Annotated in this window: 6 protein-coding genes; 3 read left to right on the top strand and 3 right to left on the bottom strand. The window is 69.5% G+C overall.

Annotated elements, in window-relative coordinates:
- The first annotated feature begins 16 nt into the window (after positions 1–16).
- The 3 genes from D7Y04_RS07395 (at position 17) to D7Y04_RS07405 (ending at position 7,485) form a co-directional block, all read left to right on the top strand.
- Entirely contained in the window at positions 17–1,180 is a 1,164-nt protein-coding gene (locus D7Y04_RS07395) for a lytic polysaccharide monooxygenase (RefSeq protein ID WP_120596650.1), read from the top strand.
- 386 nt (positions 1,181–1,566) lie between these two features.
- Positions 1,567–5,649, top strand: a complete 4,083-nt coding sequence (locus D7Y04_RS07400; RefSeq protein WP_158627458.1) for a M4 family metallopeptidase — start codon at positions 1,567–1,569, stop codon at positions 5,647–5,649.
- 18 nt (positions 5,650–5,667) lie between these two features.
- Positions 5,668–7,485: an Ig-like domain-containing protein gene (locus D7Y04_RS07405; RefSeq protein WP_158627459.1), complete on the top strand. Its 1,818-nt coding sequence runs from the start codon at positions 5,668–5,670 to the stop codon at positions 7,483–7,485.
- Positions 7,486–7,559: 74 nt separating this feature from the next.
- Here D7Y04_RS07405 and D7Y04_RS07410 read toward each other — a convergent pair whose 3' ends face one another.
- The 3 genes from D7Y04_RS07410 to D7Y04_RS07420 form a co-directional block, all read right to left on the bottom strand.
- Positions 7,560–10,538: a carboxypeptidase-like regulatory domain-containing protein gene (locus D7Y04_RS07410; protein ID WP_121758739.1), complete on the bottom strand. Its 2,979-nt coding sequence runs from the start codon at positions 10,536–10,538 to the stop codon at positions 7,560–7,562.
- A gap of 22 nt (positions 10,539–10,560) precedes the next feature.
- Positions 10,561–13,641: a carboxypeptidase-like regulatory domain-containing protein gene (locus D7Y04_RS07415; protein WP_158627460.1), complete on the bottom strand. Its 3,081-nt coding sequence runs from the start codon at positions 13,639–13,641 to the stop codon at positions 10,561–10,563.
- Between the two features lie 193 nt (positions 13,642–13,834).
- Positions 13,835–17,083, bottom strand: a complete 3,249-nt coding sequence (locus D7Y04_RS07420; RefSeq protein WP_158627461.1) for a carboxypeptidase-like regulatory domain-containing protein — start codon at positions 17,081–17,083, stop codon at positions 13,835–13,837.
- Between the last annotated feature and the right edge of the window lie 9 nt (positions 17,084–17,092).

Here is a 17,092-nt window from a genome sequence, read left to right on the forward strand (position 1 = left end):
AACAGAGGAGGAAGGGATGTTCCCAGCAATCCGCAAGGCCTTCACCGCATCGCTCGCTTTCGTCTCCCTGCTGTCCGCCGGTCCGGCGGCGGCGCACGGCTCCATGGAAGTCCCGCTGAGCCGCGTCTATGGATGTTTCAAGGAAGGGCCGGAGAGTCCCAAGTCCGCCGCGTGCAAGGCCGCCGTGCAGACCGGTGGGACGCAGGCGCTGTATGACTGGAACGGCGTCCGGCAGGGCGCCGCCAACGGGCGTCACCGCGAAATCATCCCCGACGGCAAGCTGTGCAGCGCCGCCAATGAGAGTCACAAGGGCTTGGACCTGGCGCGCGCGGACTGGCCGTCCACGCTCATCACCCCGGACAGCGGCGGCCGCTTCGAGTTCGTCTTCCACGCCACCGCGGTGCACGCCACGGGCTACTTCCAGCTCTTCGTGACGAAGGAGGGCTACAACCCGGCGCTGCCCCTGAAGTGGTCGGACCTGGAGTCGACGCCGTTCTGCAACGTCACCAACGTGTCCGCGGTGAACAACCGCTACCGGCTCAACTGCCCGTTCCCGGCGACCCGGACGGGCTCGCACGTCATCTACGCCGTCTGGCAGCGCGCGGACAGCCCGGAGGCCTTCTACGCCTGCACGGACGTGAAGTTCAGCAACACGCCGCCCCCGCCGGTGTCGTGGAAGGAGTTGGGCCAGGTGCAGGCGCGCGAGGACCTGCCCAAGTCCAGCAAGGTGACGTTCCGCCTCTTCGACAGCGCGGGCCGCGACGCCGAGTCGTATCCGCTGACGCTCGACGCGGCCACGCCCGCGGCCACGTGGATGTACCGGCTGGCGCAGCAGGTGAACGCGGGCTCCAGCCGCGTGCAGGTGGGCGTGCTCCAGACGACTGGCAGCGTGACGCCGGTGCAGGACGCGCTGGGCAACCGCGTGTACGCGAAGGAGACGGGTTACTCGTTCCAGGTGGACATCGAGAAGCCCTCCACCGGCGGGTCCGCGCAGTACAAGTACCCGGCGGGCATCGACAGCTACACGGCGGGCACGTTGGTGGAGGGCACGGACGGGCTCATCTACCGCTGCAAGCCGTTCCCGTACTCCGGCTGGTGCAAGGGCGCGGCGTCGCACTACGCGCCGGGCACGGGCATGGCGTGGCAGGACGCGTGGGAGCTCGCCAACCAGGCCAGGTGAGAGGCGGCCACCAATCACTCGGAGTGAAATTGACAGGACTCCGCGTGCTTCGTAGTCCTCAGGGCTTCCCCCCATTTTCTTGGGGTTTCGACACTGTATACTGGTGGACAATTACGCTGATCATGGAACGAACGGGGGCAAAGGTCTGAGTCTGTCCGGACCCTCCGCCATGAGCGTGATCCTTCCGGCGGCAGCACGCCCCCACGGGTGCTGTCGGCGGGAGTTCCCCTGCATGCTGTGGAGTCAATTCCATGCCCAAGCCGTGGCCCCGGTGGCCTCTGCTCCTCGCCGGTGTTTTCTCGGCGAGCTCATCCCTCGCGGCTGAGAAACTCTCCCCTGTCGCACCCTCCACGCTGATGCAGCTCCAGGTCCAGGAGCCATCGCGTGTGGCGCAATCCCTGGCCAGCCTCAAGGCGCAAAGCCTCAAGCTCGGGCTGGGCTCGCGGGACGACTTCCAGCTGTCCAGCTCCAGCACGGATGCCTTTGGCCAGACGCATGCGCGCTTCGAGCAGACGTACCAGGGCGTCCCCGTGTGGGGCGCCATGGCCATCACCCACCAGGGAGTGTCCGCGGGGGACATCCGCATCACCACCGAAGGCCTGCGCAAGAACATCCGCCTGGGCGTGACGCCCGCGCTGGACGCGAAGTCCGCGGCGGCGAAGGCCACCCAGGAGCTGGCGCCCAAGGGCGAGCTCGCCGTCACGCCGAAGAGCGAGCTCATCGTCTACCCCCAGACGCGGCTCGTGAACCGCTACCCCGGCAAGCCGGTCGCGGAGCAGAACGCGGCGGACTTCGACACCCAGGTCGTCGCCTACCGGCTCGCGTACCACGTGCACACCGAGCTGGAGAACGCGAAGGACGGCGTCAAGCACACGGACTTCATCGTCGACGCGAACTCGGGCGAGGTTCTCAAGCAGTGGAACTCGCTCGAGACGGCCGCCGCCAAGGGGCTCGGCCACTCGCAGTACAGCGGTGACGTCCCGTTGGACGTCTTCCAGAACGCCCAGGGCCTCTTCGAGCTGCGCGACGTCACGCGCGCCGGCGGCGAGGGCATCCGGACCTACGACGTCAACCACGCCGCCGTGCAGAACGGCGTCGTCCCCACGCTGACCCTCTACACGGACGCCGACAACGTCTGGGGCGACGGGCAGAACTACATCGTCGGTGCCAACAACACCCTGAGCACCAACGGCCAGACGGCCGCCGTCGACGCGCACTTCGGCCTGCTGGCGACCTGGGACTTCTACAAGAAGATCCTCGGCCGCGACGGCATCGACGGCGTCGGCTCGCCCACCTACAACCGGGTGCACGCCAGCAACCTCTACAACAACGCCTTCTGGAGCGACGGCTGCTTCTGCATGAGCTACGGCGACGGCTCGTTCCCTGCCGCTGGCGGCTTCAGGTCCCTGGGCGTGCTCGACGTGACGGGCCACGAGATGTCCCACGGCGTCACCTCGCACTCGGCCGGCCTCATCTATGACGGCGAGTCCGGCGGCCTCAACGAGGCCAACTCGGACATCTTCGGCGCCATGACGGAGTTCTGGGTGGCCAACGGCCGCGGCAGCTCCATTGGTGACACCGGCGGCAACTGGCTCATGGGCGAGCAGCTCAGCAGCTTCCCGCTGCGCATCATGTTCCGCCCGTCGCTGGACGGCGCGAGCGTGGACGCCTGGTTCCCCGGCCTCGGCAACATCGACGTGCACTACAGCAGCGGCCCGATGAACCGCGCCTTCTACTTCCTGTCCCAGGGCGTGCAGCCGCTGGCGATCAGCACCGACTTCTCCAGCACCTACCTGCCCGCGGGCATGAGGGGCATCGGCAACGACAAGGCGGCGGCCATCTGGTACCGCGCACTCACCGTCTACCTGTTCCCGTCGTCCAACTACCTGTCGGCCCGCACCAGCAGCCTCCAGGCCGCGGCGGACCTCTTCGGCTCCCAGTCCAACGAGTACCGCGCGGTGCAGAACGCCTTCGCGGCCATCAACGTGGGCTACACCGCCGGTACGTACGACGACCGCACGGCCCCCACCGTCACCGCGAGCGTCTCTGGCAGCGCGCCTGACATCCAGCTGAAGGCGCAGGCCGACGACAACGTCGGCGTGGCCCGCGTGGAGTTCTACGTCGACGGCGCCCTGGCGGGGAACGTCTCCGCCCAGCCGTTCCAGCTCCTGCTGGACGCCACCTCGCTGACCAACGGCGCCCACGCGCTGGTGGCGGTCGCGTTCGACGCGGCCGGCAACTCCACCGCGTCCGCTCCGGCGAGCTTCACCGTCTCCAACAGCTTCGAACAGCTCCTGATCAACCCGGGCTTCGAACAGGACACCCTGGGCTGGACGGATGACCCGTCGAACATCAACTACCCGGTCGCCTCCGGCCCGCGCAACGGCCAGGGCTTCGCGTGGCTCAACGGCTATGGCACGACGCACGTCGACCGGCTGTGGCAGGACGTCACCATTCCCGCCGGCGTCACCAAGGCCGCGCTGACCTTCTTCCTCAACATCAGCACCGCCGAGACGACCACCGCCGTGCGCGACACGCTGACGCTGCAGGTGCGCGACACCTCCGGCACGGTGCTGGGGACGGTGGCGACGTGGTCCAACCTGGACGCGACGCTGGGCTATGCGCAGCAGAGCCTGGACCTGACGGCCTACGCGGGCCAGACGGTGCGCATCTTCTTGGAGGGCAGCGAGAACGCCTCGCTCGCCACCAACTTCCAGGCGGATGACTTCTCGCTGCGTGTCATCCGCGCGGCGGACGCCGAGGCGCCCCGGGTGAAGGCCAGCGTGGTCTTCTCCGGCACGCGCGTGGGCTACTTCGCGGACGTGTCCGACAACGGCTTCGTCAACGCGGTGGAGTTCCTCGTCGACGGCACGTCGCTGGGCAACTCGGTCAAGTCGTTCACCCGGGCCGTCAACCTCTCCACGCTGACGGCCGGTCCGCACACGCTCGTCGCCCGGGCCACGGACGCGGACGGCAACGTGGGGGACTCTCCCGCGGTGACGTTCTACGTGGACACCACCTCCACCCAGCGCGTGCTCAATCCCAGCTTCGAGCTCTCCACGAGCTGGACGAGCGCGACGACGCAGTCGGGCTCGACGGGCATCCTGTCCAGCGCGTCCTTCGCGCACACGGGCAGCCGCATGTACGTCTTCTATACGAACGCGGGTCCGGCGCGGCACTCCGTCCGTCAGTCCGTTGCCATCCCGGCGACCGCGACCTCGGCCATCTTCAGCTTCTGGCTGCGCATGTACAACGGCGCGTTCTCCGACGGCCTGCCCCACCACACCATCAGCGCGAAGGTGCGGGATTCCGCCGGCACCGAGCTGGCGACGCTGAAGACGCTCTCCAACGTGGATGACACCGGCGGGGAGTACCGCCAGCACCGCTTCGACCTGACCGCGTACAAGGGCCAGACGGTGCAGTTGTTCTTCGACGCGGACCAGACGGCGGCCCCGCAGATCCCGGGCGGAGTCACCCAGTACTTCGTGGACGACGTCAACCTGGTCACCTCGACCCAGGCGGACATCCAGGCCCCCACGCTCGCCGTGGCGGTCGAAGGCAGCTACGGGACGGTGCAGCTCACGGCTTCCGTGAGCGACGACGTCTGGACGTCCAGCCTCGCGTTCCAGGTGGATGACGCCCCGGTGAGCTCCTTCACGGACGTCCAGGGCATCTACGCGACCGCATTCGACACGAAGACCCTGTCCAACGGCCCGCACACGTTCAAGGCGACGGCCACGGACAAGGCGGGCAACACGACGGAGCGCACGGTGACCTTCGAGGTCCGCAACTCCACCGTCCAGGACCAGGGCGCGCCGCACATCACCGCCAGCGTGGAGGGCCTGTTCGAGACCTACGCGATGCGGGCCGAGGCCACCGACGACACGGGCGTGGCGTACGTGGAGTTCTACGTGGACGGCGCCCTGAAGGGCCGGACCTCGTACGAGCCGTACACGCTGCCGCTGTTCCCGATTCCGCTGGCGCCGGGGGAGCACATCCTCGAGGCGGTGGCGTACGACGCCTACGGCAACTCGGCCAAGGCGACCACCCCCTTCACGCTCCTGCCCGTCACGGTGGAGTTCCTGGAGGCGCAGCACGTGGTGCCGGTGGGTGGCTCCGTCGCCCTGCAGGCGAACGTGGCGAACGTGGTGAACACGGCGGTGAGCTGGTCCGTGGCGGAGGGCCGCGTCTGCGGCACCGTCGGCACGGACGGCGTCTACGCCGCGCCCGTGGCCCGTGGCCTGTGCCACGTGTCCGCGGCGAGCGTCGTGGTACCGACGGCGAAGGCCGTGGCGGCCATCCAGGTCTACACGGGCGACATCAATGGCGACAACGTCGTGGACGGAGAGGACATGGGCCTGCTCGCGCAGGACTACGGCACCAACGGCTCCGAGGAGACCAACCTCGACGGCGCCGGCTCTGTGAACGACAACGACATCACCCTCTTCGTCAGCCAGTTCGGACGGTAATCCCCCATGAAAACGTGGATGAAGCTCATTGTTCCGCTCCTGATTGGGGCGCTGGCTGCCTGCTCCGACCCCGACACGGGGCCGGTGACGGTGACTCCGAAGAACGTCACGGTGAAGGCCGGTGAGAAGTCGACCTTCAGCGCTTCGGTGAAGGACGCGAAGGAACCGCGCGTGCTCTGGTCGGTGGAGGGAGGCGACTCCCACGGCACCATCAGCAGCTCGGGCATCTACACCGCGCCGGCCGAGGCCGGCACGTACACCGTGGTGGCCACCAACGCGGTGGACACCTCGAAGAAGGACACGGCCACCGTCAAGGTGGAGGCAGTTCCGACTCCGACGGTCATCGTGAAGGTGACGCCGGAGGTGGCGACCATCGGGCAGGGGACCGTCACGGACCTGACGGCGGAGGTCTCCGGTTCCTCCATCACGGCCGTGCAGTGGTCCGTGGAGGGTGGCGACGCGAACGGCACTGTCAGCAGCACGGGCCGGTACACGGCGCCGAACACGCCGGGCACGTTCACCGTGACGGCCACCAGCGTGGCGGACCCGACGAAGAAGGGCTCCGCCTCCATCACGGTGGAGCCTGTCGTCGTCGGGGAGGTGAAGGTGACGGTGAGCCCCTCGTCAGGCACCACCACCTGGGATGGCACCGTCCAGCTGACGGCCGAGGTCACCGGCACCAACAACCTGGCGGTGCAGTGGTCCGTGGAGGGTGGCGACGCGAACGGCTACGTCAGCACCACGGGCGTGTACCGCGCGCCGAAGAAGACGGGCACGTTCACCGTGACGGCCACCAGCGTGGCGGACCCGGCGAAGAAGGCCACGGCCACCATCCGGGTGGACCCCGTCGTCATCGAGACGGTGGTGGTGACGGTCTCTCCGAAGACGGGCTCGGTGGCGCAGGATGCCGCCTTCTCCCTGTCCGCGCAGGTCACCGGCACCAACAACGTCGCGGTGCAGTGGTCCGTGGTGGGCGGTGACGACAACGGCACCGTGAGCAGCACGGGCGTGTACCGGGCGCCGCGCCGCTCGGGCACGTTCACCGTGACGGCCACCAGCCTGGCGGACCCGACGAAGTCCGACTCGGCCTCCCTCACCGTGGGCCCCTACGTCCCCCCGGCGGTGACGGTGAGCGTCACGCCGAAGACGGCCACCGTGGATCAGGGGAACTCCGTCGACCTCACGGCCGACGTCACGGGCTCCTCTGTCGTCGCGGTGACCTGGACCGTCGAGGGCGGTGCGGCCAACGGCACCGTCACCAGCACGGGCCGGTACACGGCGCCGAACAAGCCGGGCACGTACACCGTGACGGCCTCCAGCGTGGCGAATCCGGCGGGCAAGGACTCCGCCGTCATCACCGTGCCCGTCGCTGGCACGGTGAAGTACGTGGACCCCACGGGTACGGGCTGGCGCCTGGTTCGCAACGCCACCCTGTCCTCGGGCAACACGCTGGTGCTGGACCTGGTGGGCCCCACGGGCCAGTCCGGCCGCGGCGCGGACCTGAAGCTGGGGCTGGATGCGGCCACCGCGGACTGGTCCACCGTGGACGGCACCGAGTACGTGGCCAACGCTGGCTACGACCTGGGCACCGCGCCCCAGCTGCTCAAGTCGGCAGTGAAGGGCGGCACGCTGAGCGTGGGCGTGTACCAGAAGGGCGCTCCGGCGCACGCGTACAACGGCGCGCTGCTGTCCGTGTCGCTGACCGTGAAGGCCACCGCCGAGACGCCGGCCGGCACCGTGGTGCCGCTGACCGTCCTCAAGGCGCACGCGCTGCCGGCTTCCGGCTCGCTGCAGGTCATCAACGTGGCGGTGGGCACCATCACCACCGCTCAGTAGTCCGGAGCCCGAAGCAGTGAGAGCGGCGGCCTTCCCCACGGAAGGCCGCCGTTTTCATTGGGGGCCGCGTGGCTTCACGGAGGGGCGGCCTCCACGGTGAAGGTCACCTCACCCCGGGGGGGAATCTGTACCTTCCGGGGTGTGAAGCGGGGCCCTTCGTCCGGGTCGGCGGCGCGTGCATCCAGCAGGTACTCGCCGGGTTCGACGCCTCGGAGGATGAGGGTGCCCTTCGGGGCGGGGGCCTGGTAGCGGGTCATGGGAAATCTCCCCATCTCCTTCAGTGAGACGAGCGCGGGCAGCGGCGTGCCGTTCGTGTCCTGGGCCAGGAGCCGCACCGTCGCGGCGCGGTCCAGCGCCACGGTGAGCGTGTCCACGCGGGCCGTCACCTCCTGCTCGAAGGGACGCGCGTTGCGGCTGTGGAGCGCCAGGGTGAAGGGCGGGGGCGGCAGCTGCGACAGGGTGTAGACGCCGTCGCGAAGGGAGACGTTTCGGGGACGCGCCATCGCACGGGCGACGTCGGAGTCTCCTGGCTCGGTGATGGTCGCGCGGAAGGATTCCAACTGGGACAGGGCTTCGCCCGTCTCCGCGTCGTGGACGGCGAGCCGCAGCGTCCAGCCGGGGTCGAGCGTCAGCACGCCCAGGTCCACGTCCACGCCTTCCGTCAGGTTCACGGGGCGCTTCAGCGGCATGAAGCCGGGGGCCGTCACGGTCAGCATGTCCGGGCCCGCGGCGGTGAAGGGGACGTCCAAGGCACCGTCCGGCAACCCGGTGGCCTGTTCGAAGTCCTTGAGGTTCGTGCCCGTCACCTGGAACGAAGTGACGGCCTGGCCTCCAGGTTCCACGACGCGGCCCCGGATGCGTCCGTCGCGCTCCAGCACGAGTTGGAGGGGAGCCTCGCTGGAGTCCACCCAGATGCCTCCGAGCTCCGGGGCGGGCTCGCCTCCCTGGGAGCGCCTGGGGCGGAAGGTGTAGCCCGGCAGCTGGGCCATCAGGGCGTAGCGAGGAGCCACGAGCCCGCGCAAAGTGAAGCGTCCGTCCGGGCCCGTGCGGAGGCCGGGAGGCCACTCGTCATCGGTGGCTCGCGGATCGGATGAATCGCTATCGAGGAAGACCGCGGTGAGGATGACGCCCGCGAGCGGCTGGCCCGCGCCATCCACCGCGATGCCAGAGCGCTCACGGCCTGCTTCCAGGCGCAGGGACACGTCCCGGTGTTCACGCGCCTTGACGGTGATGGACTGGGACACCGACGCGTCCATCAGGTCTCCCTGGACGACGGCCCCCAGGAGGTATGTGCCCGGGGCAATCCCTTGCAGGTGGAAGCGGCCCTGTTCGTCCGTGAGGGTCTGACGCGGCTCTTCGTAGGGCGCGTCCTCCTTCGCCTCCGTCCCCAACGTGACGGTGGCTCCCCGCAGCGGCAGCCCTCGCGAATCGGAGACGGTGCCGGCCACGGAGGCGCCCCGGTCCAGCACCACGACGACATCCCGCGAGGGGACGCGCACCGCGAGGGTTTGACGCTGGAAGGACGGATCCTCCACGGACAGCTCACCCGTCCCCGCGCGCTTCACGTCCAGGACGAAATGCCCGGTGGCATCCGAGCGCTGGGCGCCACCCGAGTCGATGCCGTCACCGTCGCCGAAGCTGCCAGACAGCGACAGGAGGATGCCCTCGAGCGGAGCGCCCGACGTGTCGACGACGCGGCCCTCCACGCTCTGCGCGCGCCGGAGCGTGAAGTCCAGGGGTGCCATGCCCTGCTGGAGCTTCTGGGCCTGCAGCTCCACGTCCAGGTGATGTGCCGCGAGGATCCGGAACGTATGCGGCCCCGGACGCGTGGGGCCCAGTTGGTAGCGGCCGCCAGCGTTCGTCACGGTGGTTGCCTCGGCGGCGACGGGACCGCCGTCCTCGCGGTAGGTCTCCACTCGTGCGCTCGGGATGGGGTGGCCTGCGTCGTCTCGCACGGTGCCGGTGACAAACACGCCGGGCTGGAGCCGCAGTTCCACGTGCTCCAGGGGTGGTGTCACGTCCAGCGTGGCGAATGCGCCCCCGGCCTCCGCGGTGAGTTGGTGGAGGACGGCGGGCGCGGTGAAGCGGAAACGCCCCGTGCCATCAGTCGTGGTGCGTTGAGTAGACGCCGTCGCGGTGTCGCCTTCGAGGTGCACCAGGATGCCCGGCACCGGCGTGCCCTCCACGGAGAGGACCTGTCCCGTCAGGGAGAGCGCACGCGCGAGCACCACGGTCGTCATCGCGGTAGGTGATTCGACTTCCGGCTGGAACCACGGGGACCGGCCCTCGGCGGTGACGAAGGCGGCGTAGTCACCCTGGGGCAGGGGGCCCATGATGAAGCGGCCCTCGGTGTCGGTGGTCGCGTCGAAGAAGCGCGTATGCCAACGGGAGACGAGCGTCACCCGCGCGTCGGGGATGGGCGTCTTCCGGTCCGTGTCCGTGACGGTTCCCTCGAAGAGAACGCCCTGCTCCAGCGACAGCGTCACGTCGTTCGAGCCCACCGCCACGCCACCCTGCGACACCGCGCCCGTGTCGCCCAGGGCCCAGATCGTGACGAGGCCCTCGGGCAATCCCTCCAGTACGAAGCGGCCCTCCGCGTCCGTAGCTGCCTCCGCGAACACGGGGGCTTCGCCGTCGCGGGCCTCCACGGACTCCCACTGCATGCGTTCGGAGTCGAAGCTGCACGCGCCGCTCTTGAGTGCAGGAGCCTGCGTGTCGTCCTGGCCGGAAGGATTGGGACAGGACCGCTCCGACAGTGTGACCCCGGGCTCCACTCGGGAGGCGGAGACGCGCACGCCCGCGGCCGGGCCATGGGTTCCCTGCACGCGACCCGTGATGCGCGCGGTGCCCGCGGGACTCGGTGCCGTGGTCACCCGTGTCGCCCGAGCCGCCCGTGTCGCCGGCTTCATCGCGGACGACGCCGGGGGCACGGGCGAGTCCTTCGCGGACGAAGGCGCCTGGGTGTTCCACAGCAGGAAGGCGAGGAGCGCGACGACGGCCAGCGCGGCTCCTCCCAGCCAAGGCTTCAGTCCCCCAGGTTTGCCATTCCCCATGCGCGGCAGGATAGCGCGTGAGTCAGCGCGCGAGGGGCATCCACACCGGCTTCACGTCGCGAGACAGCGTGCCTTCGGCGGGCACGTCCAGCTCTTCGCGGTGGATGCGGTCCTTGCCGCGGTTGCCCGCGATGACGGTGTAGTGGCCGGCGGGAACGCGGCGGAACGTGACGGACGTGCCGGTCCATTCCTCACCGGGGTATTGCTGGAGGCTCAGGTGTTCGAAGGCCCTGGCGCTGTCGGGCGCTGGAGCCTGGCCGGACAGCAGGAACGCGGTGTCGACGTCCTCCGGCAGTCGCAGCGTGACGGTGGCGCCGGTGCCCAGTGCGTCGAAGGCGAGGGTGACGTCGCCGCTGGGAGGAACCCGCAGGGTGCGAGGTGGGAAGACGGTGTCGCGCGGTCCGTTCTCCATCCAGGCATTCACCGTGTAGAGCCCTGGAGGAATGGCCCGGAGGGTGAATGCTCCGGTGCTGGGATAGCGTTGAAGCGTCACGCCGTCAGAGCGCGTGAAGGTGAGCTGGACGTCCACGGGTTGGCCTCGCGCATCGCGGACGTGGCCCGTCACGCGGGCGCCGGAGTCGAGCGAGAGCGTGATGCTGTCTTCCGCTTCGCCCACCGTCGCCCGCGTCGGCAGGTGGATCTGGGTGTCCACTTCGAGCGTGAACGCGGTGGTGGGCAGGTTCTCCAGCAGCAGCGAGCCATCTTTTCGTGGCACCGCTCCGGTGGCGGGCAGGTAGGGCGGTCCGTCCGCGACGCCTTCGCCATGGATCCGATAGCCGGTGGCGATGGTCGCCCATTGCCCGGAGTCACCGCGCACGCGTCCGGTGAAGGGCTCGCCCGTCGCGGCATCGCGCAGCAACACCCGCACGGTCCTGCCCCGGGTCAGCGTGAGCGTGCCCAGGTCCACGTCATTCTCTCCGTCCGGCGTGACGGTGCGATCCACCGTCGCGAAGCCCCTGGAGCGCACCACGAACCGCTGCGGGCCGGTGGCTTCGTACAGGGGTTGGTCGAAGCCACCGTCCGGCTTCGTGTACCGGGTGCCATTCACTTCGAACCACTCCAGCGTCGCGCCGGCTTCCGCCACGACCCGGCCCCGCACGTGCGGAATGCGCCGCAGCACCAGCCGGACCTCTCCCGTGTCGCCTCGCACCACCACGGTCTTGTCTTCGCCAGGAGTGGTGCCCTGGGACAGGGCGGTGTCGATGACGTACCCCGGATGTCTCGCGCTGAGCACGTAGCGGGCCGCGCTCAGCGAGCGCAGGGTGAAGCGGCCTTCGGCATCCGTGCGGACGCCATCGGGGGGCACACTCATGCTGGATGGCCCGCCGCGGTAGCGGGGCCGATCCGCGTCCAGGAGGTCCGCGCGGACGGCGACACCGGACAGGGGCAGGCCCTTGGGACTCACGACGACGCCTCGCAAGGTCCGGCCTTCCTCCAGCCTCAGTGTGGCGGTTGCCGCTGCTCCCGCCTGGACCTCCAGCGGTTGGGAGGCGTGCACGTCCACGGCTCGTTCCTTGACCGTCGCCTCCGCCACATAGGCGCCGGGGGCCACTCCCTGGAGCGTGACCTGTCCGTGCGCGTGGGTGACCCCGGCATGGTCGGATTCGCCGCGTGCGTCGCGCTTCCACAGCTTCACCTGTGCATTGCGGACCGGTGCGCCCAGCGCGCTCAGGACGGTGACGGAGACGCTGACGCCCCGGCGCAGCACCAGCCGCGTGTCCCGTGACGGAAGCTCCACGGCGAAGCGCTGCGGAACGAAGGTCGCGTCGTCGACGTCCAGCCACACGGTGCCTGCTTCCACCGCGTCCAGGGTGAAGCGTCCGGCTTCGTCCGTCCGGGTGTGGTCCGTGATCAGGTCCATGGTGGGATCCGACGTCGGCTCTGGATGGAGCCGGACTTCCAGGCCCGCGAGCGGTTTGCCTGCCTCGTCCACGACGACGCCCTCCACGGAGACGGCACGTGGCAGCGTGAAGTCGAGGGTCTCCTGGACGTCGCCAAGCTCTTGGTGCTCCGGCTCCACGTCGGTGTAGTGCACGGCGCGAACCGCCACGAAATGCGGCAGCCGGAAGAGTGGGCCCAGCCGGTAATGGCCCTTCGCATCCGTGACGGTCTGCCCGCGCGGTGACGGCGCGTTCGCATCCTCGAGATCCGCCATGACCCGAGCGCCGGGAATCGGGCTTCCGCGCTCATCTCTGACGTTTCCCTGGAGGAACATGCCGGGCCCGAGCGTGAGGACGATGTCCTCGCGAGGCTGCGTCCTGAGATGGACCAGACCGTCATGCGCCGATGTCTCCGCGAAGAGCTGGCCGGGCACGTCTTCGAAGGAGGGAAAGGAGAATCGTCCCTGCGCATCCGTGAGGGCGGTGCGCGACTCGGGCGCGGCGCTGGGCGTGTACAGCCGGACGGAGACACCGGGCGCGGGAGTTCCCTTCGCCGTCACCACCGTGCCCGCGTACTTCGCGGGGCGGTCCATGATGAAGGTGTCCTCCACCAGCGGATCCGCATGCATGCCCAGGTTGGGGCCGCGGTCGAGCGCCGTGACGAGGATTCCGTAGTCGGCCGGAGGCACGGGCCCGATGCGGTAGCGCCCGTTCGCGCCGCTGGTCGCGGGGAAGAAGCGCGTGTGCTCGCGGGAGAAGACGGTGACGCGCGCACCCGCGATGGGCTCGGTTCCCGTCGGCCCGTCCAGGACGACGCCCTCGAAGAAGGAACCTTCCTCGAGCACGAGGACCACGTCCTGCTGGCCCGTCGTCACGTCAGGGCGCATCGCCACGTCCTGGCCGCGGGAGGCATGGAGCGTGACCGTTCCGTCGGGGAGTCCGTCCAGGACGAAGGTGCCGTCCTCCGCGCTGGTGGTCTCCGCGATGGTGGGGGCTTCTCCCTCGCGCTTGTCCACCTGATCCACCAGTTCATCGAAGGCTTCGTTCCAGCACTGCATCAGCCCGCGTGGAGATTCAGCGGAAGGAGGACACGAGCGCTCCGACAGCGTGACCTCGGGTTCTGTTCGGGACGCGAACACGCGCACGCCCGCGGCCGGTCCGTGGGTGCCCTGCACGCGGCCCTTGATGCGCGCGGTGCCCGTGGAGCCGGGTGCCGTGGTCACCCGTGTGGTGCGCGCCACCAGACTCGCGGCGGAGGCATTGGGGGAGGGTGCCGAGCCCTTTGGGGAGGACGCGTCCTGGGACCTCCACAGCAGGAACGCGAGGAGCGCGACGACAGCCAGCGCGGCCCCTCCCAGCCAAGGCTTCCATCCCCCAGGTCTGCCATTCCCCATGCGCGGCAGGATAGCGCGTGAGTCAGCGCGCGAGGGGCATCCACACCGGCTTCACATCTTGGGACACGGTGCCTTCGGCGGGCACGTCCAGCTCCTCGCGGTGGATGCGGTCCTTGTCGCGGTTGCCCGCGATGACGGTGTAGTGGCCGGCGGGCACACGGCGGAACGTGACGGACGTGCCGCTCCATTCGGTCAATGGGTGCCCCTGATGGATCAGGTGCTTGAAGGCCCTGCTGTTGTTGGGAGTGGGGGCCCGTCCGGACAGCAGGAACGCGGTGTCGACATCCTCCGGCAGCCGGAGCGTGACGGTGGTGCCCGTGCCCAGGGCGTCGAATTCGAGCGTGACGTCGCCACTGCTGGGGATTCGCACCACGCGGGGCTGGAAGATGACGTCATTCGTCCGCTCCTCCGGCCAGACATCCACCGTGTAGGGCCCGGGAGGAATGACCGCGAGCGTGAAGTCACCCGGGCGGGGCGTACGTCGAAAATCCGAGCCGTCGGGACGTGTGAAGTTGAGCTGGGCCTTCACGGGCTGGCCCTGCGCGTCGCGAACGTGGCCCGTCACGCGGGCGCCCTTCTCGAGCGAGAGGGTGAGGTGCTCCACCTCCGCGCCCACCGTCACGCGCAGCGGCAGGTGGAGCTCGGTGTCCACCTCGAGCGTGCACGCCATGGTGGGCACCTGCTCCAGCAGCAGCGAGCCGTCCTTCGAGGGCATGACTTGGGTCGGCGGCCGGAAGGACGGGCCGTCCACGACGCCGTCTTCTTCGACGTGATAGCTGACGGCCACCGTCGTCTCCTGGCCTGAATCGTCGCGAACGCGTCCGGTGTACGGCGCACCCGTCGCCGCCTCGCGCAGGAACACCTTCAGGGTCCTCCCTCGCGTCAGCGTGAGCGTGCCGAGGTCCAGGCCGTTTTCTCCGTCCGGTGTGACGGTGCGGTCCACCGGAGCGAACCCGCGGGCTTGCACCACGATCCGCTGGGGGCCGCTCACTTCGCTCAGCTGCTGGTCGAAGCGGCCATCCGGGTCCGTGTATTCGGCGTCGTTCACGACAAAGGACGCCAGCCTCGCGCCGCCCTCCGCTACCACCCGGCCCCGCACATGAGGGATGCGCCGCATCACCAGGCGGACTTCCGTTGTGTCCCGGTCCACCACGGCGGTCTCGTATTCGCCAGCACGGACGCCCTGCGAGGACTGGGCGTCCAGGAAATGCTCCTGGAGCGACGCGGTGAGCTCATAGCGGGAGGCGCTCAGCGAGCGGAGGAGGAAGTGGCCTTCGGCATCCGTGTGGACACCCTCGGTGCGCCGCTCCACCCTGAACCCGTGCTCGTCGCGACGGTAGAGGGGGCGGTCCGCGTCCAGGACTTTCGCGCGGATGTGGACCCCAGACAGGGGCCGGCCCTGAGACGTCATGACCACGCCCCGCAGGGTCCGGCCTTCCTCCATCCGCAGCGTCACGGACGGCGCCTCTCCCGGCAGGACCTCCAGCGATTGTGAGGCATGGACGTCCACGGCCCTTCCAGGAGCGAGGGCCTCCACCATGTACCTGCCCGGAGGAACACCCTGGAGCGTGACCTGGCCCCGAGTGTCGGTTCCGCCGGCATGGTCGGCTTCGCCGCGCGCGTCGCGCTGCCAGAGCGTCACCCGGGCGTCCCGCACCGGCGCCCCCGCCGCGCTCAGGACGGTGACGGCGACGCTCGCGCCCCGGCGCAGCACCAGCCGCAGTGTGCTCGACGGAAGCGTCACGTTGACGCGCTGGGGAATGAAGTTCGTGCCACTGACGTCCAGCCACGCGGCGCCCGCCTCCTTCGCGTCCAGGAGGAAGCGTCCGGCTTCGTCCGTCACGGTGTAGTCCGTGATGACGCCCACGGAGGGGGAGGGCCTCGGCGCCACGCCCGGACGCAGCTGGACTTCGAGGCCCGCGAGCGGCTGGTCCGCTTCGTCGACGAGGACGCCCTCCACGGAGACAGCACGCCGCAGGGTGAAGTCGAGCGACACCTCGGTCTGTTCAGGCTCCTCGTGCTCCTCTGTCATGTCGACGTAGTGCTCGGCGCGGGCCGCCACCAGGTGCTGCATCCGGAACAGGGGACCCATCCGGTAATGTCCCCGGGCATCCGTGACGGTCTTGCCTCGCTGCGCCGGTGCGTCCTCATCGAAGCGAAAGGCCTCGACCCGGGCGCCGGGAATCGGGTTGCCGCTCTCGTCGCTGACGGTGCCCTGGAGGAACATGCCGGGCCCGAGCGTGAGGACCACGTCCTCGCGCGGCTCGGTCCCGAGGGTCGCGAAGCCGTCGCGCGCCGGGGTCTCCGCGAAGAGTTGGGCGAGCACGCCTTCGCTGGACGGGAAGGAGAAGCGTCCCCGCGCATCCGTGAGGGTGGTGCGCGATTCAGGGGCGAGGCTGGGGGTGTGGAGGCGGACGGAGATGCCGGGTGCGGGAGCTCCCTTCGCCGTCACGACCGTGCCCGCGAACTTCGCGGGGCGATCCAGGACGAAGGTGTCCTTCAGCGGATCCGCTTCCATTTCAAGGAGCGGACTGAACCCCGGGGCCGTGATGAGGATGCCATGGTCGGCCGGCGGTACCGGCCCGATGCGGAAGCGTCCATCCGCGCCGCTGGTCGCGGGGAAGAATCGCGTGTGTTCCCGGGTGAAGACGGTGATGCGGGCACCCGTGATGGGTTTGCCTTCCAGCACATCGTCCAGGACCGCGCCCTCGAAGAAGAGGCCTTCATCGAGCACGAGGACCACGTCCTGCTGACCCGTCGCCACGTCCGGGAGCATCGCCACGTTCTGGCCGCTGGAGGCATGGAGCGTGACCGTTCCGTCGGGAAGTCCGTCCAGCGCGAAGGTGCCGTCCTCCGCGCTGAGGGTCTCCGCGACGGTGGGGGCTGCTCCTTCGCGCTTGCCGACCTGATCCACCAGCTCATCAAAGGCTTCGTTCCTGCACTGCATCAGCCGGGGCGGAGACGCAGCGGGAGCGTCGGATGGAGGGCAGGATCGCTCCGACAGCGTGACCTCGGGTTCTGCTCGGGACGCGAACACATGCACGCCCGCGACCGGACCGCGCGCATCACGCACGACGCCGGTGATGCGCGGGCTTCCCGTGGCGGGAGCCTGCTTCGCCTGGGGGCCGGTGAAGAATCGGGAGGCCTTGGTGGAGTGCTGGGACGCAGGACCCGGAGCACTCCCATGCTCGCGCAGGACGAAGAAGCCCAGGAGCAACAGGCCGACGACGACCGCGACCGCGAACCCGGCTGCCCGATTCCCCCTGCGCATGCGCCGCGT

It is taken from the genome of Corallococcus sp. AB038B (assembly GCF_003668955.1).
GTDB classification, from domain to species: Bacteria; Myxococcota; Myxococcia; order Myxococcales; family Myxococcaceae; genus Corallococcus; species Corallococcus exiguus.